Raw genomic sequence first — 21,377 nt, 5'->3', positions numbered from 1 at the left:
CAGTTTTAAGTTTTAATGTGTATAAGCGGCTACGTTATCCGGATTCACTGCATCATGGAGTGCGGCGTTAAGTCCTGTAGCGATAACATTGGCAATTCCCTCAATAAACTCATCGATTTCCTTTGGGGTAACAATGAGGTCATGACCTAGTGGCTCCAGTACCTCTTTCACCAAACTCAAACGATCTTGCTCACCAATGTCGTCCAGCATACCCATGATCTGTTTGGTCTGATCCGTTTCCTGGCGAAAGTGTGAGCGCATCATCTCAATCACATTATTCACGATGGTGGACGCATAACATACGGTTGGTACTCCGATGGCGATGCAAGGCACACCTAATATCTCACGGGTCAGACCACGCCGTTTGTTTCCAATACCGGAACCAGGATGAATACCAATGTCGGCTACCTGAATGGTTGTATTGACACGTTCCAAGGAACGGGAGGGCCAGCGCATCAATCGCAATAATGGCATCCGGCTTGGTACGGTCTACAATCCCCTGTACGATGTCACTGGATTCAATGCCCGTTGTACCGAGCACGCCGGGAGCAATCGCGCTGACTTCCCGATACCCTGGCGCAACCTGATCTGGCACCAATTCGAAATACTGACGCGTTACCATCAGATTTTCCACAACAAGTGGACCGAGTGAATCCGGGGTGACATTTAAGTTGCCCAAGCCAACAATCAAGACCTTGGAGGTTTTGTTAATTCCGGCCTTAACCATAAAATCTTCCATTTCACGGGTGAACTCGGCGGCAACTCGCTCCTGTAACTCGGTATCACCATTCCGTAGTGAAGGTACTTCCAAGGTGACATAGTGACCTTTCACCCGACCAATAGCCGTGGCTGCTTCTTCAGTCAGGACATCAATACGTGTAATCGTAATACCCTCTTTTTTCTCCACATCTTCCCGCAGTCCGGGAATCGTCTGTTTCTGTCCACCTTGCGCCATTTCCTTGGAGTCGATCGCCAAATCGGTACGAACTGTATAGTTTTGCAAATCCAGTGTCATTCTGTCCCTGCCTCCCTTACCGCATTTGAGCATATTGTGTGGGAAAAAGAGTTTCTTTATACAGCATGTCGAACATCGTAGGAATATCTGTTGCATTTTACATGCTAGCGTGATAGAATATTTTAAGTTGTGAAACGTTTGTATTCATGCAAATGCCTTACAGGAGGTGAATGTAATGCCAAACATCAAATCCGCTGTTAAACGCGTAAAAACGAGCGACAAGCGCCGCGCACTCAACGCTTCCCAGAAGTCTGCACTCCGTACAGCTGTTAAAGCTGCTGATGCTGCTCTGGTAAGTAACGAAGTTGATACTGCAAAAGCTGCGATTCAAGCTGCTTCCAAAAAGCTGGACAAGGCTGTAACTAAAGGTCTGGTTCATAAAAATGCTGCAGCACGCAAAAAGTCTCGCTTGGCGAAAAAACTGAACGCTCTTTCCGCACAAGCGTAAGAAGCGTTACTTATACGATCCAATGGAAAAATCCTGAACAGCATAGGCTTTCAGGATTTTTTAGTATCTGATTCGATAAGTATAAGACACAAACAAAAGCGACCTTTATTCTGATGATTTAACTATCATGGAGCAAAGGTCGCTTTGTTTGTTTCTCACACTAGTAATCTATTACGTTTACGTGTCCATTCATGCACCAAGTCTCAATAAGAACAGCTCCAGACCAAGTACTTTATCCACCGCTCCTGTTTTCATCTGGTAATCCAGTTCGCTGAGGTGACTCAGAATCATTCTCAGACGTTCCGGCTGAAATTTCCGAGCTTGCTCACCCGCAATCTTAACAGCATACGGATGCAAACCAAGCTGACTGGCAATCTGCTGCTGGGAGTAACTTTGTTGGCCCAACTCTTTCACCTGGATCATGATCCGAAACTGACGTGCGATTAAAGCCGCAATTTTAATCGGTTCTTCCCGCTGCTTCAGCAACTCATAGAAAAGAGCCAACGCTTTCTCCAGTCGCAAATTAGCGAGTTCTTCCACCAGCGAAAATACATTCTGCTCTGTACTACGGGCAACCAGTGACTCGATATCAGCACGTTTGATTGTCCCCCCATTACCCGCAAACAAACATAACTTGTCTACTTCAGCGGACAGGGTCTGAAGACCTGTTCCTGCATAGCTGATCAACGTTTCCGCCGCTCCCGTCTCCAAGGAAACATCCCGCTGCTTCGCAAGTTTCACTATCCAATTCAATAACTCTTCTCCACTGAGTGGAGCAAAAGCAAGAACTACTGCCTGTTTCTTGACAGCTTTCACCAGTTTCTTACGCTCATCCAGCTTATCCCCTTGGGCCAGGAAAACAATCGTACTGTAATCTGCCGGATTTTCCATATATGTAAGCAGACGATCAACCTGATGTTCAATCTTGGATTCTTTACCTGCGGTGAACAAGCTCGCGTCTCTTACAATTATTAATTTGCGTGGAACCAGAAAAGGTACAGTCTCTGCTTCTTCAATAACGACCTCCACAGCCGTTTCAGACAAATCATATGGAATAATCGCAAAATCACGATGTTCTTCTTCAATAACCTGTTCTTTTAACATATCCGTAAATTGCTGTATCTGGTACTTCTCCGTTCCGTACAGCACATATATCGGTGCCGTTTCTCCATTACGTATTGCCTTTGTTGCACTTTTTACATCCATTCACGGCGCCTCCTTATCCCTCTTATCCTACCAGAAAAAACGCAAGACAACAAAGGGACCTTACATCCAGTTATGGATGAAGGTCCCCTGTCCTACATCTATATAAACGCTGACACCAGCAGTTCTAGAAAAAGCCGGTGCGCGGTCATACGACGTCAGTTGTTTGAACTGAGATAGGACGTTTTGTTACTTCCACTATATGCTTGTCATACTGAAAATGTTCTTTCGTTTAGAGGAGCGCACTCCCCATTTTTAATTATTTCGCAGGAGCTCCACCTGAAACAGCAGGTACATTAAACGAGTTCTTCGCTGTTGTTCCGTCCTTGTCCGTTTCGTAATTAAATAGGGTACCATCCTTCGACCAACTCGCTGACTTCAGTGTCCCCTCTATGCTGCGTTGTTCAACCAAATTTAGTACATCCGGTTCGTCGGCAGGTTTGGAGTATATGCTGATTTGATCACCAATAAGCATAACTACATAAGAGCCGTCAGGTGATTTCCATTCTTTCGGTGCTGCTGTTGTAGCCATTCCCTGATCCGGTCCTGCTGCGAATCCTTTGTTTCCTCCAGAAGCGTCTGCACCTGCACTGGAATCAGGTACAGTGTTACCTTCAACCGGAGCATCTTCAGTCATATTAGGTGTTGTATCCTGAGAAGTGAAGGATTTCGCATCTCCATTTTCCGTTTCTGTTAGTCCATTCTCTTCCCCATCTGCAGAAGATTTAGGAGAATCTCCTGATCCCTGAATTCTCTGCTCAGAATCTTGGTTCTGAACCTGATTATTCTGATTATCGGTCGGAGGAGTTTTAGACGAATTATCCTGAGTTCCTTTATTCGGAGCAGGCGTTGATTCGGTAGCTGGTCGTTTAGGTGTCGGATCTGACTGAACTTCAGGCTCCTGTACCTCATCTCCACCGTTCTCTTCAGGAATTGTTTCTACGCCTTGGTTATCTGGTTTAGTTGGTGAAACATTCGATTGATCCACAAACACATCGTTGCTGCTTGGTTGGGACGAAGTGGCAGGATCATAATTTTCAATATTCTTGCTTAATGGATTTTCATCCACATTGCCGCTCTCTTGAGAAGCTCCAGAGCTCATCAGCATGGAATCGGCATTCTCAATCTGTTCAGGCTGATATCCCCAGATGGCGAATCCCAATACAACTGCCGCAGCCGCTGCACCCACGGACATACGTCCTGCCATCGAGTTAAGCCATTTTTGCTTCGTTTTCCGCTCACTTGAACGTTGTAGATTCTCAAATGCAGCGGGGACAGGATTCATTTCCTGTATGGTGCTACTTTGTTCCTTCCGCGCTTCGTCAATGGCATCAAGCTGTGGCATAATTGCATCAACCAGACTAAATTTCGGGCTTACTTGCGGTAATTCTTCCAGTTCTCTGGAAAGAGCTCTGAGTAAACTAAAATTCTCGGCGCACTCCGGACACTTCGCCACATGCTGTAGCATCTGCGCGGTTTCCGCCTCGCCCAGATCATGATCCAGATAGCGGTGCATCCATTCCACCACCTCTTCGCATTTCATCCTGTCACACCACCTTTCTGATATTCCTGTAGTAGATTCTGTAATTGCTGTCTGGCTCTAAATAAATAAGATTTCACCGTATTCAACGGAAGATCGAGACAATCCGCAATTTCATTGTAGGATAAGTCCTGCAAATATCTTAGAACAATAACGGTACGATGATGCTCGGGAAGCTTGTTGATCGCATCCTGAATGTCTTGGGCCACATATGTAGACATGACCTCGTACTCCACATCCTGATTATCCTGAAAAACCATGTCATGTTCGTCAATGGAGACAGACGGCTTGGTTCTTCTGAATTTATCAATACAGATGTTCGTGACGATGCGTTGTACCCATGTTTTGAATTGGGCCTTTTCTTCGTATGAATTGATTTTGGTGTAAATTCGGATCAACGCTTCCTGCGCAGCATCCAAAGCGTCCTGTTCATTATTTAGAATGTAATATGCGGTCCGATAGACATGTTGTTCAATCTCCCGCAATAGGGTAATTAGAGCGTCGCGATCGCCCGATTGAGCGGCTCTGATGAGTTCCGGCTCTACCACAAAGGATCCCCCTCTCCCTGCAACCTTACAGACGTGATCATCAATAAAATTGTTGCAAAGTTAAGTATTTTTTTAATTTGCCATAACAAAATAACGGCGTATGTATTAGGGCCGCTGAAATCTTCTCTTAGAATAACAGAAATTGCATAACGAGTCACCAAACGTATCCAAAAGGGATTCCATTACTTACACGACTCAATTCAAATGCAATGGCATACATTATAGATAAGCACTTTTTTGGGTCCTAAAATAAAAAAAGTCGAAATTTGTCCAAATTTAAGCTGTTTTTAATGCAATTTTCATGAAAATAGTGTATTGTAAATTTACATTCATAAACACGAGGTGATGAGCATGCCAGCTCTTGCGAAAATTCAAGCTTTAAAAGAACAAATGCCCAAAGAATATCAAAGTATTTCCCACTTTGTGGAACATGCATTGGAGTCCATTGATACTCTGGTTGAGGAACATCGGAAGTACGTAGCTGCACAGGCATTATACGGCGATAAAATCGTTGGAACGGAAGAACGCTTGTACAGAGAAACCGTACTTGATGTGAGAGCACAACTGTTGATGACTCTTGAGAAAACGGTAGAAGATCTGTTGCACAAGGGAGATAAACACTGGAACAAACACTTTAAGGATGGCGTAGAATAGTTCTTATATTTCTTCTACATTTTGAAAAAATGGCCCGTTTTCCGATATTCTCCCTCGTGGAGTGTAACGGAAAGCGGGCTTTTTTGTGCTGTGCTGTAACCTGCAATCAAATGAAGTGATTAATTGGTATACTCATCAGTAAATCGCCATCAGTTTGCCATTGAGAAACCCTAAAGCTCTTATGCCTGCGGAGCTGGCATACACCCAAACCTCGATTTTGCCTTTTGAACTCGTTTCATACGTAATGCTCGATGGATCTCCCCATGCAAGGCGCACCTGAGTTATGTTCATTCCCGTAGCTACTTCTCCAGCAATGATTTTATTCCAAGTGGACTTGGACCAATTGTATTTCTTATACGGATCAGAAGAGAAGAATTGGCAAGCATCTCCGTCACACTGGAAGGTGCACCTCCTGCGTAGGCAGAAACGGTTTTTCCTTTTGCATTACGGAAGATAATAGAGTAACTTCGATCACCGTATTTAATCTTCTCAATTTTGATATCTGATATGGTCACTTTACTGAAACGTTGCCCTAAACTCGTATCACTGTTGATCCAGTAGGACTTGCCAATGAAGCGAGCAAGATTCCCCAACTCTTTTTTCTTGATCAGTGCAAGTGTATCCTTCGATTCCACCAGAATAGAAGAATTTCCAACCAGAACTTTGGCCTGCTTCAATTCTGCATCCCATTTAACTTGAATACCCGCAGCCTGTCTTAACAAGTCCGCAGGAAATACCGTCTGTCCTCCAATGGTTTGTACTTTCCCTTTTAACTTCAGCTCTTTGTTGTTTAATCGCGCAACAGCGCTTCCCTTTTGCAAAGTAATACTGTCATCTCCAAATTGAATTTCAAAAGATGAGCCTTTCACATCAATTTTGGCTCCCAAAGTTTTGAACACCGACTGTACTGGCAAGTATACATTTCCATCCAACAATGTGGCGCCTGTTAACTTTTGCTGTGAATCAACGTTCAGTTGAAGATTTGAGGCCAAATCACCTATCTTCAAAGTTACTTTGGTTGTTCCCATGCCCGTAACCTTCAGTTTGCCTCCTGCCTGAATCTGTGCAACTTGGGGCTGCTCCACTATAATTTCTTCAGGCAATGGCGCACGCTTGTTTTTGAAACCATTACTATAATTCTCCTGAACAGCAAGCGTGATCGTATCCCCAATATTAGCGTCCTTGGAAGATGCCGTAAGTGTCACTTGATTTAACGCAGGAGCTGATAGAGGAGTTAACTTTCCATTATCATATGTAGCCCATGATCCATCTTGTAACTGTGCATATAGCTCATCCAGATTAGGCGCATACACCATCCGCGATACGTTACTTAAACCAGGCAGTTGCTCGCCCTTATATTTGGCAGTTCGATCGTAGCTCCAGACGCTTCCATCCTGTTTCACCGTGAGCAGCTTATGCGTACTCCCCCACCAAATCAAAGATTGCACATTATTCGCAACCGTGATGTAGTCATCCTCATACAGCATACTTACGATCACTACCGAGCCATCATCTTTTAACACTGCTGCGTAAACACCATTCGTTGCAATTGCTTTACCATCAGGTACATTTCCAGCTTTACGTATTTTGTTGTATTTGTCATAATATATATCTCCTGATGAAGATAGTGCGCTATAAGAAGAATCGCTTCCAGTATTACTCCAATAAGAATCCGCATCGATAATCGATTCCAAAACCTTAGCCTGATCATCAAAATTATAAAGGTTTCCATCCTGAAGCTGGACCCATCCATGGCCATAAACTTTCACAACGCCATTGAATTGTTTCGTTACTGGTTTATGCGCATTGTCCTTATTCCACCGAATCACTTGGCCATCGGCAGTCCACCCAAAGATGGAATGGTCTTCTGATTTTGAAATACCAATCAGTTTTCGATTTTGTGTCCATACTCCACTTGTGATCCCTTTAGACCAAAGTGTACCATCGTCCAGCAAATAATCATTTCGGTCAAGAACTGAAGTGATGGAGTTTCCCGATCCAGATGATGCAAAAGCGGAGGACTGAACTGCGATCAAACCGATAACTAAAAGTCCAATGCATAGGGCTATCACTTTTCTAATCCATTTCACTCTAAACTTCTGAGTTGCATTTCTGTTCTTTTTACTTTGTGTCAATTCTACAAGTTCCATTTTCTTGATCCCCTCATTATTATGTATAGTGCTACGATCCCTAAGTATCTCTATCCCTCCTCTAAGGTGGGCCTAACTATTATTCGGTAAAAATAACCATAATCCTGCAACGAAAATTACTTAACACTAATAAAACCGCAACAGAAAACATTTTTTTACATATATCCAACAAACCAAAAACAAATGATTGCATTTAATAATCTAAAATAGAAAACATATTACAAACGAAATAGGGCGTGCAACCGTAACAAACTTCTAAATGGATATGCGGGAGACTAAATGAATCTAAAAATATTTTTCAAATACTTCCTTGGATTCTTTCTACTCAGTAGTACTTTATTCATTGCATTTAATATGATAATAGGGCATAAAAGTTGGGATCAAATTGATCACATACTAAACTTATTCAGCGCAACTATAATTAGCTTGCCGATTAGTATCTCAAAAGCAAGAGAGTGAGAGTAGTTCCTCCCTAGTCAACTTTACTAACTGACAGCCAAACTATCCTCATAACGCATAACGATTGAAATGTGTTATTATCATGCAATTCAAGAAGAAGTCGTTCGCAGCGGAACGACTTTTTTCTGTTATTGGTCAACCAAGTACTACTTTCTCAATGTCCCTCACTCATTCTTTCTAAGCCTGTGTATGTTAAAATATAGTAACTCCTTTAGCCTATCTCTTGTTGAATATAGTTATTTAGGGAGGTCAATATTTAAATGACAAACACCCATAGAATCAATAGGCCGCGCGGAAAAATAGTTGCAGCTGTATTAACTGCAGTTCTCATTTCACTTGCAATGGGGATATATCACTATGTCCCTATAGATGAAAGATTAGAGAATACTTACTATTATTCATTCGGGTATAAATTTGCGGTTGGATTATTGATTAACCTCGCTATTTTACTTTTCTTACTTACGCCACTTTCTATATTGGTGGATGGATTACTTTTATACAGAAAAAAAGATAATACGTATAAAAGATTGCTCGTTGCAATCGTTGCATATGGTCTATTAGGCTTCATAGGTGGGATTATCTACTCGATATTTACACGTAACTTCACTACTTTTTCCGCTCAGACTATCCACATTGTTGTATGTTCTCTTGTCTTTTTAACCTTCCAGTTGGTATTAAATCGGAGTTTTCTTCACTCATCTTCACACCGATAAATAGATCGCGTGCCGTCACTCAATTCCAACCAACTTGTACCGGATATCAATCTTCCCATCTTTCACTCTCATCTGAACCTCGCCCATCTGATCTGTCCGATAAATCTCTGACCCGGTAGCTTCCAGACGTTCCATCACTCCCGGATTGGGATGCCCATATGTATTGTTAACTCCTGCAGATATCACAGCGGTTTTGGCGTTCCAGTATTGGAGCCAGGCTTCAGTGGACGACGTTTTACTACCATGATGAGCGACCTTTAGAACGTCAATGGAGACAAATGCTGAAGCATCATTTAAATTAACCTGCAGCGGGCGGGTAAGTACCCTTTGTACAACTCCCTCTGTAACTCCAATATCTGCACCTTTCTGTTCAAACTGGGCAGCCAACGAGCCATCCTGAATCATATAGAGCAGGTCCTGCTCGGCCGCAGCATCCATATCCCCGGTGAACAACATGGAAGTCCCGGCCATTTCCAGCAAAAAGACAACGGAATCATGATTCTGATGTTCAGATACAGGCAAACTGCCCGATACATTCGCATCCATATGTGCCAGATCCGGAGCTATAAAATGTAAACTTGTCTGCTTATCAGCCTTATAGGACATGCCCTGCTGAATGGCGTACAGAGGAATTTTCTGTTCCATGGCTGTGTCCAGTAACTTTTCAAAGTTATCCTTACCGCTGGTCGTTCCATTAAACATGAAACGTTTAACCGGAATCTGTTCCAGCACAGCCTGTAGTCCTCCGGCATGATCCTGGTCAGCATGCGTTACAATGACAGCGTCCAGTTGATGGATACCTCTCTTTTTCAATAAAGGAACAACCACCTTGGCACCTACCTCATACGGATCACGTCTTGTTTTCCAAGATTGTTCGGTGTTCCCAAAACTAACTGTTCCCCCGCCATCCACCAGAATGTGTTTGCCTTCCGGGGTTGTAATCAATGTGCTGTCTCCCTGACCAATATCCAAAAACTGCACGATGCCGGTTCCAGCAGGCTTGGGAGTCTGATATGCCCACCACAATCCAGCAATAAAGCTGATAGCGAGCAACCCGCAAAACCATTGCTGAGCTTTACTCATTCGTTCACTTGAATAATAACCTGCACCTCGTGCGGTAAATGCACTTGTATATTCCGGCCAGGCAATACTGGCTCCTAATGTCGTTAATGAAGTTTCTTTTCCATCTACACGGTTCTTACCTTGATCTTGTGCCACCGTAGACACCGAAGAGCGAATGCCCATATTCGCCATTGAAACTGAAGGTTGTCCCCTCACAAGAGGAGCCGTCTCTTCCTCAACAAACGCTGTTTCTTGCTGCTCACCATTGCCACGATGCAACAGGTAGAGTAAGGCATACAACACAGCATAATATGCGGCAATCCATAACAAGGGCGGTGTTGCCCAGATCAACACAAAACCTGGCAGGCTGTTCATCCACTCCACGCTTATAAATGTCAGTTGATTCAGTTGCATCGCAATCCATGCGAGAGGTTTCGCCAAGGGAACCCATATGAATGACAATAACATGGCGACCGTCCCCAGAGGTAATACAATAGCACTGATCAAAGAAACCAGCAGAAAGTTAGCTACAAATGAGAGTAGTGAGAACTGGTTGAAATACAAAATGGTTACTGGGAACGAAATCAGCTGAGCGGTCACGGTAACGGATGCCGTTGCAGCCAGAGATTTCGGCCAGCCGCTGAACAGCCGGTTAATTAATGGCATGTAGATCATCAAACCTGCGGTCACGAGAAAGGATAACTGGAAGCTCACGCTTAGCAAAAAGTAAGGATCCCACCACATCATCAACAACGCTGCTGCACTAATCATCTGAAGGCCGTCTCTGGCGAGACCACGACGTGCCATATACAATCCAATCATGGACATCATTCCTGCCCGAATCACTGAAGGTGAACCTCCGGATAACAGTACATAAGCTGGCACCAGGATCAGAACAATCGTAAGTGCCGTCTCTCTGGTAAGCCTTAGCCAGGATAGAATAAGAAGCAGAGAAGCTACATATACAGCGACATGGGTCCCGGATATTGCCAGGATATGCGTTAGACCCAGTTGTGAAAACTGACCATAGGTACCTGGATCGATATCAGTAGCCATCCCGATAATAAGCCCCTTCATATATCCTGCATGAGGCTCTGGAAATAATTGCTCAACCGCCGAGCCCAACTTATGCCTAGTCCAATCCGTCCACCTTAGTATGTTATATTGTCCAAGTCCCTCAGGAGCAACTGCTGTTACCGAACTGGCTCCTTTCACTTTGAACAACCAGTGGATATGCAGGGTGCGCAAGTAACTGCGATAATCAAACCCGCCAAAGTTCCTGGCTTCACCAGGAAGGACAAAAGAACCATTAAGCGTAATCAAATCGCCCCTCTTCCAGCCCGCTGCTACCTGTTGTTCTTCTTCCTCCAACAGTCTGACTTGTACCATCAATTGTTCATCTATGTTGAATGCAGATGATGCTGTCAGATCTGCATCTGCTGACGAATCCGATGTTGCCAATATCGAAGACATCTGAATCTTAAAGTCAGCCCGATCTCCATCAATGCGTATATCTGACACCAGCTCACCCTGAATTTCAGCTGGCCATCCGTCCAACTCATGAGCAGCGATATGCATGGTCTCCGGCAGACTGCTATGATTGCGTGCGTCATTCCACTCCCAATGTACAGCGCCTCCAATAAAGGCAGCGAGTAAAAATAAAACAGACCATCCACGCACATCCATAAAACGAAGTAAAAGTGGCAGACATGCCAGAGCTCCAATTAACCCCCAGATTAACATCCAGCCTGTTAACGCACATGCTATCCCGCTCCCACACAACCAACAAATCGTAAAACTTAATAACGGTCTGCCTTTCATTTCTCCCCCTCCTTCATTTCACCCGTTGAACGCAGAAAAACCCCCGGAAAGCCAATTCAGGCTTGCCGGAGGTTCTCCCTCACGTATTCGACCATATTTACATTAATTGCTCACAGTCATCATCGTTTCCCGCGGGGGCTGGTAATTCTCCAGCCTGCGGAATGTTATTCCCTTCTGTTCTATCATATTTGTAACCTTGCCGGTATCTTTAGGATAAGAACGATGAAACACGATTTCTGTTATCCCGCTATTCGCCAGCATATTGGCACATGTCCAGCACGGTTCGTCAGTCACATACACGGACGAGCCTTCGCGGTCGATTCGATCTGTGAATAAAAGCAAATTTTGCTCCGCATGGATTGTGCGAATGCATCGTTGCTTTTTCACCATTTCTTCTTGCCCATCGGTCACGACCAACTCATACTCTTCCGATATCATGCAACCTGCTTCAGAACAATCCGGGACGCCGGTGGGTGCACCATTATAGGCTGTTCCCAGCAGTTTCTTTCCCTGAACAAGAACGGCACCCACATGACGACGCGAACAGCGGGAACGGGTGGAAACCATATACGCGATGTCCATAAAATACGTATCCCAGTCCTTGCGTACCTCTGTACTCATGCTGCTTTCCTCCCGCTCAACACATTTTTTTATTCTAATATTACCGGATCTGCACATACGGTGCCATCTTCTCCAGCATCTTCATGCCAATTCCTTTGACCTTTGTCAGATCACTAACTTTTGCAAAAGGACCATGTGTATTCCGATAATCGACAATAGCTTGAGCTTTCTTCTCCCCAATTCCGGGAAGCTCTATAAGCTTGGAGACAGGAGCGGTATTCACATCAATCTTGCCATTGTCGCCAGCTTCCTCACGAACTACAGGTGGATTACTCTTCGAGCCCGTCTCGGAGGTAACCGATGGATTCGAATTCGTACTTTGCGTCACTGGTTCAATCGAAGTAGCAGCATCTGAAGGATTATCGTTCGTCTGATTTGGAGTTCGAACTCCCGAATCACCTTCAACCCCAACGCTCGCAAGCTCTTTAGACTCTTCTGCCTTTGCCTCATTCCCAGTCTGCATCCCTCTTGCATCCGCTCCCGAAGATACTCCTGTATTGCCCTGAACCGAAGTAGCCGACTGTACAACAGGGAGTTCCTGCTCTATCGTCGGCTTCTCGGTGCCGAGCTGCAAGGGTTCCCAGCCACTAGGTGGTTGTTCACTTTTGCCCGACCATAATATAAGTATACTTCCAACCACCGCAGCAGCAATGGTCATTCCTTTATTCCATCTCATTCTTCCACACCTCTCCCTGAATTCAAAATCATTCATTTCGAACACGGGCGGTGCTTCCGAACCGTTGTACTTTCCTGATGAAACAAGTTGTTCATTTTTCATGTCATGTGAAACAGGTCCTCACGCATAGAATAGAGGGAATGAACTGCGCCAGTACCGTAAAGCATGAAAGGAGGCCTGAAACAATGAAGGTTGGATTTATCGGAACCGGCAGCATGGGCAGCCTGCTAATCTATGCCCTGATCCAATCGGGTGCACTTGAGCCCCGGCAGATCGCGGCCAGCAATCGAACCCCGTCCAAAGTACGTCAGTTATCCCTCCGTTACCCCGGTCTGCATGAATCCCAGAGCAATCGGGAAACGGTGATCCGAAGTAATATCATCTTCCTGTGCGTGAAGCCGCTTGAATTCAAACATGTTATTGACGACATCCTGCCTGTCGTGAATCCCAATCATATAATTGTCTCGATCACCAGTCCCGTGCAGCTGCGACATCTGGAATCTTCACTTCCTTGCAAAGTCTCCAAGGTAATTCCCAGCGTCACACACCAAGTCGGCAGTGGAGCATCCCTGTGCATACACGGTGAACGAATGACCAGTGAAGACCGCGCTGTGTTGGAAAGTCTGCTCAGTCATATAGGCAGGCCATACCAAGTGGATGAAGCCTGTACACGAATTACATCCGACTTCTCCAGCTGCGGACCTGCATTCATATCGTTCTTTTTGGAACAGTGGATCGAAAGTGCCGTGAAACTGACTGGCATCAAAAGGGCAGATGCCTGCGCTCTGGCTGGCGAAATGCTCCTGGGAACAGGCAAGCTGCTCACCGAAGGAGGATACACCCCGCAAGAGCTTCAGGCTCGTGTCGCTGTACCTGGCGGTATTACCGCTCAGGCACTTGCACTGCTGAAGGTAAGTCTCGACGGTGTTTTCGACAGCCTGATCCACACGACACATGACAAATATGATGAAGATTTGTTAAAGCTGGATGAACTATTCCGAGCCGGTGAGATTAACCGGCAACAATATTAACGAGCTTGCCTGGAACGGCAATGACCTTGCGAATGGTCTTGCCTTCCAGCGCCTGCTTAACAGGTGCCAGCTCCATCGTAAAGTCCTGCATACCCTGTGCATCCAGATCCTTCGCGATTGTAGCACGAGTTACGATTTTACCGTTTACCTGAACAACGATTTCTACTTCCGCATCCACTGTCATGGACTCATCATATTCAGGCCAAGCCACGTAAGAGATTCCACCTTCATGACCCAAACGGCTCCACAGTTCCTCTGCCATATGCGGTGCCAGTGGTGACAACAGCTGTACAAAGTTCTCCATCGCTTCACGAGGCAGTGTATCGGCTTTGTATGCATCGTTGATGAAAATCATCAGCTGGCTGATGGATGTGTTGAAGCGCAGATGTTCCAGATCTTCCGTAACTTTTTTGATCGTTTTGTGAGCAGTCCGTTTGAACTCATCCGTTCCACCGTCCACCGTAATCTTGTCATTGATGGCTCCTGTGTCTTCGTTAATGAAGAGACGCCATACACGTGACAGGAAGCGGTGCATGCCTTCAACCCCGTTTGCATTCCACGGTTTTGTCGCTTCCAATGGTCCCATGAACATCTCGTACAGACGCAATGTATCTGCACCGAATTCATTCACGATTTCATCCGGGTTAATGACATTACCACGGGATTTACTCATTTTCTCATTATTGGTACCCAGGATCATACCTTGGTTCACCAGTTTGTGGAAAGGTTCTTTGGTCTCCACAACACCCAGATCATACAGCACTTTGTGCCAGAAACGAGCGTACAGCAAGTGAAGCACCGCGTGCTCTGCTCCGCCAATGTACAGATCAACTGGCAGCCACTGCTGCTGTTTCTCCTTGGAGATCAGTTCCTTGTCATTGCGCGGATCGATAAAGCGCAGGTAATACCAGCAGCTGCCCGCCCATTGTGGCATGGTGTTGGTCTCACGACGTGCCTTCATTCCCGTTTCCGGATCTACCGTATTCACCCACTCCGTAACATTCGCCAGTGGTGATTCTCCTGTACCCGAAGGTTTGATCTGGTCGATATCAGGCAGCAGCAGTGGAAGTTGATCCTCCGGTACGGTCTTCATTGTTCCGTCTTCCAGATGCAGAATCGGGATTGGCTCACCCCAGTAACGCTGACGGCTGAACAGCCAATCGCGCAGACGATAGGTTACTTTCCCTTGTCCTTTACCGTTCTCTTCCAGCCATGCAATCATCTTGGCAACCGCTTCTTCATTGTTCAGTCCGTTCAAGAAATCGGAATTCACATGCGCGCCATCACCGGAATAAGCCTCTTGTGTAACGTCTCCACCTTGAATAACCTCGATGATATCCAGACCGAACTGCTTCGCAAATTCCCAGTCACGTGCATCATGACCCGGAACTGCCATAACCGCACCTGTACCGTAACCTGCAAGAACGTAATCAGCAATCCAGATCGGCAGTTTTGCACCATTAACAGGGTTGATTGCATAAGCGCCAGTGAATACACCTGTTTTGTCTTTGGCCAAATCTGTACGTTCCAGATCACTTTTACGAGAAGCCTGCTCCTGATAAGCCTGAATCGCTTCACGTTGGTCATCGGTTGTAATTGCTTCTACCAATTCATGTTCTGGAGCAAGTACTGCAAAGCTCGCACCGAACAATGTGTCCGCACGGGTGGTGAACACCTTGATGACTTCCTCGCGACCCTCAATGGCAAATACAACTTCCGCACCGGTCGATTTACCGATCCAGTTGCGCTGCATATCCTTGATGCTTTCAGACCAATCCAGCTCTTCCAGGTCTTCCAACAGACGCTCTGCATACTCGGTAATTCTCAGGACCCACTGACGCATCGGTTTGCGTACAACCGGATGTCCTCCACGTTCACTCTTACCATCAATAACCTCTTCATTAGCCAGTACCGTTCCAAGTGCTTCGCACCAGTTAACTGCAACTTCATCCACATAAGCGAGGCCCTTATTGTACAACTGGATAAAGATCCATTGTGTCCATTTATAGTACTCAGGGTCCGTTGTGCTGATCTCACGCTCCCAGTCATAGGAGAAACCAAGTGATTTGATCTGGCGACGGAAATTGTCAATATTACGGAATGTAATATCTCGTGGATGTTCACCTGTATCCAGTGCATGCTGCTCAGCAGGCAGACCGAAAGCGTCCCAACCCATTGGGTGCAATACATTGTAACCGCGCATACGTTTGTATCGGGAAACGATATCTGTTGCCGTATATCCTTCCGGATGTCCTACGTGCAGACCTGAACCGGATGGATAAGGGAACATATCCAGTGCATAAAATTTCGGTTTAGCAGGGTCCTCACCCGTTTTAAACGTTTTATTTGCATCCCAGTATTGCTGCCAACTTTTTTCCATGACTTGTGGCTGATAGCCGTGTTTCGGCTGGTTATTCTCACTCATCTATTGTTCCTCCTTCAGGTTATTCGCTTTAGCTTTAATTGCAACAAAAAAACCTCAGCATCCCGTAGCGTTTGCAGCGCTAGGGACGAGAGGTTGAATTCCCGTGGTACCACCCTAGTTAGCGGACGAACGTGCTTCGTCATCCACTCCCTTTGGACCTGTAACGGCGGTTAACCGATGCGGATTTCCATTCCTGAACCCAAGCTTTATACAAGCAGGTTAAACAGAATGGTGTAATCACCGCATTTCTCCAAGGCGAGTTCGCAAATCACTGTCAACCGGCTTGCACCAACCGCCGGCTCTCTGTTATGTACAGGAATTACTACTGATCCTTATCATCGAAATATGTATACAATATCGGGACCATTATATAAAAAAGCAAGCCCAAAGTCAATATTACACGTTATAATCACCCTTTTAAGTCACACGGTTCGTACCGTTCAATAATACTCGTTGCTGTTCAGGATAAACGAAAACGCTCGATGCCTTCCTCCAGATTATGAATGGTCCAATTCACATGTTCCTGATTATCATATTGACGATAAGCGCACTCAATACGCAGCACCAGATCAAAGTACAAGTCATAGAGACTTCTTCTTTTCAATTCACTTTCAGTTGTAATCGCATGCCCATACCCTTTCACAAAACCAGGCGTATAGTTAAAATGACTGAAATAATGCTCCATCAGAGGATCTGCCCACAGAGAACGTTCAAAATCAATAATGGCTGTAATGCGACCTTTGTCTACTAAAACATTGCCATCCCACAGATCCCAACTCACAAGCACAGGTTCTTTGACATCGTCCAGTACATTCGATTTTTCTCCAATCAAACGTCTCAATTCAGGGTAATCGATCGTAAATGTAACCCCGGCTTCTTCACCATCGGTAAGAATGTCATCCATCAGATTCATAAATGCTTCTTTCCATGTGGAATATCGCTGTTTTTCCTCAGAGAAATACCCAAACTTCTCGCCCTTGATTTCATTAATTCGACGATTGTACCGACCGAGCAGGTGTTCAATGGCCTCCTGTTCTTCCGCAGAATATTGATCCTTGACCTGATTATAGGGTGTTCCAGACATGTACTCCATGATAAAATAACGTGCTGAAGCCATAGTTAACGAATCATCATAAGCCAACACTTGGGGTACGGGAACATCCTGTAGCTCCGTAATGAGGCGCAGTGCCTCAACCTCAGCAATCATGAGATCCTGCTCACAGCGCATCAGATTTGTCGAAGCCGACGGTGCAATTTTGAGTACCACTCGCTGTGCGTCACTCAGTGTAATGAGATATGCATGATTGGCCCAGCCATCCACCATTTCCTTGTAGTCCTGTATACTTGCAGAGAAATGCTGCTCTATTATGGCATTCAACTGTTCTGACGTAAGTCTTGTTTTATATGTACTTTCCATTTCTACACCTCACCTCGACTATTGATTTCCTTAGAAAACGCTTTCTATCCGACTATTATGGCCTCCTTTACTTTAACTGGCAATACTTTTTGTCACGCTCGTAAGTCTTTCCTAGCATTCCTTTATCCTATTTAAGACTATTGCTATTCATTCTCCATGGAAAATCAAACAAAAAAACTGTCCTTATGCACGATACATAAGGACAGTTGTCATCTTTCCTTCTTACTTCACAGCCACGTAGAACAAGCGCTGTGCGCTGTCTCCAGCTTCTTTCCATTCAAAATCCGCATATACCTTCACGTCTCTAAAACCTGCCTTGGATAACTCCAGCTTCATCCAGTCCGGATTATATGCACGCTGGACATGAACTTCTTCAAACCGCTGATACATATCCTTGTTACCATTATCCACACGCGAAAAAATACTGAGATGATGTTCGATCTCACAGCGATCCTGGTCCAGATCACAAGTCCAAATATAAGATATCGAGCGCTCATCCAGTACAAAAGGCTGCTCCTCATCATAACGAATAAGGGTATTGGGATGATGCACATCAAACAGGAACGTTCCACCAGGCTTCAGCATTTCGTATGTCCGCTGGAATGTTCGAACGACATCTTCTTGTTCAAGCAAATAATTGACGCAATCACAGAAAGATATCACCGAATCCACAGGTTCGGGAACTCGCCATTCCCGCATATCCTGCTGCACCCAACGGACACTGCCCTCGCGATACAAGCGATGACCCTGAGGCGTAGCCTCCATCTTGCTGCGCGCAACCGACAACATGTCTGATGAGAGATCAATGCCTGTAACTTCGAAACCGGAGTTCACGAGCGGGATCGTAATGGAGCCCGTTCCACAGCCAAGTTCAGCGACACTTTTGGGCATTCCATGCTTTTCCCATGCTGTTCTTGCAAACCTTATCCAGTCCGGATAAGGCATATCTTCCATTAATTCATCATACACATAGGCAAATTTCCGGTAAGACATGTCAGGCACCGCACTTTCAATTTCATTTTCCAATCCTGTTAACAAAAGAAAAAGCAGGGGCATCCGGTGTTTACCCAGCCTATCCCTGCCTTATCCGAGTTCCATATTACAACTATTTAATCAAGAAGATTACTTGTCTTCACTTTGATCTGCAGGAGCAGATTCGGACAAATACGTCCAGCTTTCCTTTTGAACCACCAGTCCATCCTTCATCAATTTGCCCAAGGCACGCTTGAACGCAGACTTACTGATGCCAAAGCGCTGCTTGATGATATCCGGCGGAGTTGCATCCGAGTAAGGCATGCCGCCCATAGGACGCTCTTTCATAAAGGCGAGCAGCTTGTCTGCATCTTCGTTACGTCCAACTTGTTTGAGTTGAGTCATGGCCAGATTCACACGTCCGTCTTCACGTACCAGTGTCACCCGACATTTCACTTTTTCACCAAGACGCAGCATATGACTACGTTCGGATGAATGAATCATACCAATTGCGCCAAAGCCCAGTACACCGCCCTCTACAAGTACAAAAGTACCCATCTGCAGTGGCTTGTATACCGTCGCTTCAACCCACTCGTTTAACCATGAAGTTGGCGCATGGAAAGACAATGGTGAAAGCTCTCGTTCCCCGGCCAATTTGGCACGCAGACGTCCCTGCTTGTCATGTTCCATGATTACAAAGACTTCATCCCCCACTTGAGGACGCAGTTCTTCCAGTTCAGGCAATTCACGAATAGGAAGCAGCAATTGCCGTCCAAGACCCATTTCCAAGAAACAGCCCAGTCGTGGGTGAACATCTGCCACAACCAGTCGTGCCATTTCGCCAAGCATGAGATAAGGCTTTTTCATCGTTACGGCCAGACGATCTTCTGTATCAAAGAATACAAATACCTCAAGCGTCTCACCAATTTTAATATCCCGTGTTAACTCGGTGTAGTGAAGCAGTACATCTTCCGATCCTGTCGTCAAAAAGAAGCCAAACGGAGACACTTCACGTGAAACCGGCAAAGAGACGACTGTTCCAGCAATCAAACTCATACAGTTTCCACCACTTTGGCATCAGACCATAGTCGTTCAATGTTGTAGTATTCACGCTCGTCGCGGTGGAAGATATGAACAACAACATCGCCCATGTCCATCAATACCCAACGTGCGGAATCCATACCTTCGATACCTTTGATCGTCGCTCCGGCTGCATGAGCCTGTTTGCGAATTTCAGTGGCAATGGCTTGTACCTGTGTATCGGAATTTCCGTGACAAATAACAAAATAATCTGCCACCAGAGAAACATTAATCAGATCCAACGCTACAATATTGGATGCCTTTTTGTCGTCAGCGGCAGCAACCGCCATATTCATAAGTTCTTTCGATGATACTGTCATGAACCAACCTCCATAATTTATAATTGTGTGTTCAAAAAGATCCTTCGTAATCAAAAGTGGACTTTTTGAACAACCTCTATAATTGTGCAATTAAGTCATTCCGCGACAGCATGGTCAAAGGATAAATGACACGGCGCTGTGAGATCAGCAAGCTGATCGTCGAATCGAATCCGGCAATTAAACCTTCCTCCAGACTACGTTCAGCCTGTTCGCGAATGTGATCTACTCCCGGGAAATCTCGTCCCGGTTCAATGTAATCGGCAAGACATACCACTTTGTCCAGCAAGCTCATGCCTACCCGACCCGAGGTATGCCACCGGATGGCATTAATAACTTCGGAATCTTCCACACCGTAATCACGCTTGGCTACAAAAGCACCGACTTCGGAATGCCAGAGCTGCTTGTCATGCTGCAGAAGTTCCTGGTTTAATCCGTTATCACGGATGACCGCTTCCATCTCCGCTATGGGCCAGTACTTCGCCACATCATGCAATATCGCTGCCAGATCTGCTTTCACAGGATCAGCACCGTATTTTTCAGCCAACATCACTGACGATTCCATTACACCCAGTGTATGCTTCCAGCGTTTTTCCGGCATTTGTCCGGATACGGCTTGAATCAGTTCATCACGGCTTAGTGCCATATAAACCGCTCCTTACAATGTATTGGTGCACTTCATCAGGAATCATGAAGCGTACCGAATGTCCTTTGGCCAGACGTCTGCGTACGGCTGTCGATGAAATATCGACCAAGGGCATCTCGGCCAGCAGGACCCGATCCTGTAACTCATCTGGTAAATCATCCAGATGTAACTGGAAGCCCGGCCGACCAACTCCGATAAAGGTTAAGCGTTCTGCAAGCTCTTCAATCTGCTCCCATTTGGGAAGATAGTTCACCATATCCGCCCCGATAATGAAATAAAATTCATGTTCAGGATGGCGACGCCACAGTTCCTTCATCGTATCAATGGTATAAGACACTCCGCCCAATTCCATCTCGATACCCAGCACCTCATATTGCTGCACACCCTTCACAGCCGCTTCCGTCATATCGAGACGTTGCTGTCCCGAAGCTCCGGCTCCGCGTTTGTGAGGTGGAACATGGGAAGGCATGAACCAGATCTCATCCAATGCATGTGAATCCCTTGCCGCTTCAGCTGCCAGGAGGTGTCCCATGTGGATCGGATCAAACGTACCACCCATGATGCCGATCTTCACCTGCG

The 21,377-nt window shown here is 45.6% G+C and carries 19 protein-coding genes, 1 pseudogene and 1 other annotated feature; of the genes and pseudogenes, 4 read left to right on the top strand and 16 right to left on the bottom strand.

The window, feature by feature from the left end; all coding sequences use genetic code 11:
- Positions 1 to 12: 12 nt before the first annotated feature.
- Positions 13 to 1,015 (bottom strand): annotated as a pseudogene (gene gpr, locus QF041_RS29590) (GPR endopeptidase).
- A 175-nt stretch (positions 1,016 to 1,190) separates the two neighbouring features.
- Here gpr and rpsT point away from each other — a divergent pair.
- Entirely contained in the window at positions 1,191 to 1,463 is a 273-nt protein-coding gene (gene rpsT, locus QF041_RS29585; protein WP_024628504.1) for a 30S ribosomal protein S20, read from the top strand.
- A gap of 189 nt (positions 1,464 to 1,652) precedes the next feature.
- On the opposite strand, the gene holA is transcribed toward rpsT, so the two are convergent.
- From holA to QF041_RS29570, 3 genes are all read right to left on the bottom strand, one after another.
- The gene (holA, locus tag QF041_RS29580; RefSeq protein ID WP_036668560.1) at positions 1,653 to 2,669 is read right to left on the bottom strand and encodes a DNA polymerase III subunit delta; all 1,017 of its coding nucleotides are present in this window, start codon (positions 2,667 to 2,669) and stop codon (positions 1,653 to 1,655) included.
- A gap of 256 nt (positions 2,670 to 2,925) precedes the next feature.
- Positions 2,926 to 4,209 carry a zf-HC2 domain-containing protein gene (locus QF041_RS29575; RefSeq protein WP_307416694.1) on the bottom strand — a complete coding sequence of 428 codons (1,284 nt, stop codon included), beginning with the start codon at positions 4,207 to 4,209 and terminating at the stop codon, positions 2,926 to 2,928.
- Positions 4,206 to 4,754 (bottom strand): RNA polymerase sigma factor, encoded by a 549-nt coding sequence (locus QF041_RS29570; protein ID WP_017687205.1) that lies wholly within the window; start codon positions 4,752 to 4,754, stop codon positions 4,206 to 4,208. The genes QF041_RS29575 and QF041_RS29570 overlap by 4 nt, the downstream gene beginning before the upstream one ends.
- 351 nt (positions 4,755 to 5,105) lie before the next feature.
- On the opposite strand from QF041_RS29570, the gene QF041_RS29565 reads away from it, so the two are divergent.
- Positions 5,106 to 5,408 (top strand): hypothetical protein, encoded by a 303-nt coding sequence (locus QF041_RS29565; protein ID WP_145323317.1) that lies wholly within the window; start codon positions 5,106 to 5,108, stop codon positions 5,406 to 5,408.
- 135 nt (positions 5,409 to 5,543) lie between these two features.
- On the opposite strand, the gene QF041_RS29560 is transcribed toward QF041_RS29565, so the two are convergent.
- On the bottom strand, positions 5,544 to 5,699 hold the full coding sequence (locus tag QF041_RS29560) for a hypothetical protein (protein WP_307416693.1): 156 nt from the start codon (positions 5,697 to 5,699) through the stop codon (positions 5,544 to 5,546).
- Between the two features lie 8 nt (positions 5,700 to 5,707).
- Positions 5,708 to 7,558, bottom strand: coding sequence for a copper amine oxidase N-terminal domain-containing protein (locus QF041_RS29555; RefSeq protein ID WP_307416692.1), 1,851 nt, complete (start codon positions 7,556 to 7,558; stop codon positions 5,708 to 5,710).
- 719 nt (positions 7,559 to 8,277) lie between these two features.
- Between QF041_RS29555 and QF041_RS29550 the strand changes: the two genes are divergently transcribed.
- On the top strand, positions 8,278 to 8,730 hold the full coding sequence (locus QF041_RS29550; protein WP_307416691.1) for a hypothetical protein: 453 nt from the start codon (positions 8,278 to 8,280) through the stop codon (positions 8,728 to 8,730).
- A gap of 15 nt (positions 8,731 to 8,745) precedes the next feature.
- Here the strand turns inward: QF041_RS29550 and QF041_RS29545 are convergent, their stop codons facing one another.
- The 3 genes from QF041_RS29545 to QF041_RS29535 all read right to left on the bottom strand — a co-directional run bounded on the left by QF041_RS29545 (position 8,746) and on the right by QF041_RS29535 (position 12,910).
- Positions 8,746 to 11,613: a ComEC/Rec2 family competence protein gene (locus tag QF041_RS29545; protein WP_307416689.1), complete on the bottom strand. Its 2,868-nt coding sequence runs from the start codon at positions 11,611 to 11,613 to the stop codon at positions 8,746 to 8,748.
- A 102-nt stretch (positions 11,614 to 11,715) separates the two neighbouring features.
- Entirely contained in the window at positions 11,716 to 12,234 is a 519-nt protein-coding gene (locus QF041_RS29540; protein ID WP_307416688.1) for a deoxycytidylate deaminase, read from the bottom strand.
- A gap of 40 nt (positions 12,235 to 12,274) precedes the next feature.
- On the bottom strand, positions 12,275 to 12,910 hold the full coding sequence (locus tag QF041_RS29535) for a ComEA family DNA-binding protein (RefSeq protein WP_307416687.1): 636 nt from the start codon (positions 12,908 to 12,910) through the stop codon (positions 12,275 to 12,277).
- Between the two features lie 185 nt (positions 12,911 to 13,095).
- Between QF041_RS29535 and comER the strand changes: the two genes are divergently transcribed.
- Complete coding sequence (comER, locus tag QF041_RS29530; RefSeq protein ID WP_036615122.1) at positions 13,096 to 13,941, top strand: late competence protein ComER; 846 nt, start codon at positions 13,096 to 13,098, stop codon at positions 13,939 to 13,941.
- On the opposite strand, the gene leuS is transcribed toward comER, so the two are convergent.
- From leuS to QF041_RS29495, 7 genes are all read right to left on the bottom strand, one after another.
- Positions 13,922 to 16,366 carry a leucine--tRNA ligase gene (leuS, locus tag QF041_RS29525; protein ID WP_307416686.1) on the bottom strand — a complete coding sequence of 815 codons (2,445 nt, stop codon included), beginning with the start codon at positions 16,364 to 16,366 and terminating at the stop codon, positions 13,922 to 13,924. The genes comER and leuS overlap by 20 nt on opposite strands.
- 78 nt (positions 16,367 to 16,444) lie before the next feature.
- Positions 16,445 to 16,714 (bottom strand) — a binding site (T-box leader).
- 112 nt (positions 16,715 to 16,826) lie between these two features.
- Positions 16,827 to 17,783: a phosphotransferase family protein gene (locus tag QF041_RS29520; RefSeq protein ID WP_307416685.1), complete on the bottom strand. Its 957-nt coding sequence runs from the start codon at positions 17,781 to 17,783 to the stop codon at positions 16,827 to 16,829.
- A 222-nt stretch (positions 17,784 to 18,005) separates the two neighbouring features.
- A complete protein-coding gene (locus QF041_RS29515) occupies positions 18,006 to 18,776 on the bottom strand; it encodes a class I SAM-dependent DNA methyltransferase (protein WP_307417084.1) in 771 nt (256 codons plus the stop codon).
- Positions 18,777 to 18,905: 129 nt separating this feature from the next.
- On the bottom strand, positions 18,906 to 19,811 hold the full coding sequence (locus QF041_RS29510; RefSeq protein ID WP_237174336.1) for a CvfB family protein: 906 nt from the start codon (positions 19,809 to 19,811) through the stop codon (positions 18,906 to 18,908).
- On the bottom strand, positions 19,808 to 20,155 hold the full coding sequence (gene rsfS, locus QF041_RS29505; protein WP_036615136.1) for a ribosome silencing factor: 348 nt from the start codon (positions 20,153 to 20,155) through the stop codon (positions 19,808 to 19,810). Before rsfS ends, QF041_RS29510 begins: the two co-directional genes overlap by 4 nt.
- A gap of 76 nt (positions 20,156 to 20,231) precedes the next feature.
- Positions 20,232 to 20,798, bottom strand: coding sequence for a bis(5'-nucleosyl)-tetraphosphatase (symmetrical) YqeK (gene yqeK / locus QF041_RS29500; RefSeq protein WP_307416684.1), 567 nt, complete (start codon positions 20,796 to 20,798; stop codon positions 20,232 to 20,234).
- On the bottom strand, positions 20,782 to 21,372 hold the full coding sequence (locus QF041_RS29495; RefSeq protein ID WP_074095918.1) for a nicotinate-nucleotide adenylyltransferase: 591 nt from the start codon (positions 21,370 to 21,372) through the stop codon (positions 20,782 to 20,784). The genes yqeK and QF041_RS29495 overlap by 17 nt, the downstream gene beginning before the upstream one ends.
- Between the last annotated feature and the right edge of the window lie 5 nt (positions 21,373 to 21,377).

The organism is Paenibacillus sp. W2I17 (genome assembly GCF_030815985.1).
Taxonomy (GTDB): Bacteria; Bacillota; Bacilli; order Paenibacillales; family Paenibacillaceae; genus Paenibacillus.
The sequence above is the reverse complement of the archived record's forward strand: the minus strand, read 5'-3'. Positions and strand labels throughout refer to the sequence as shown.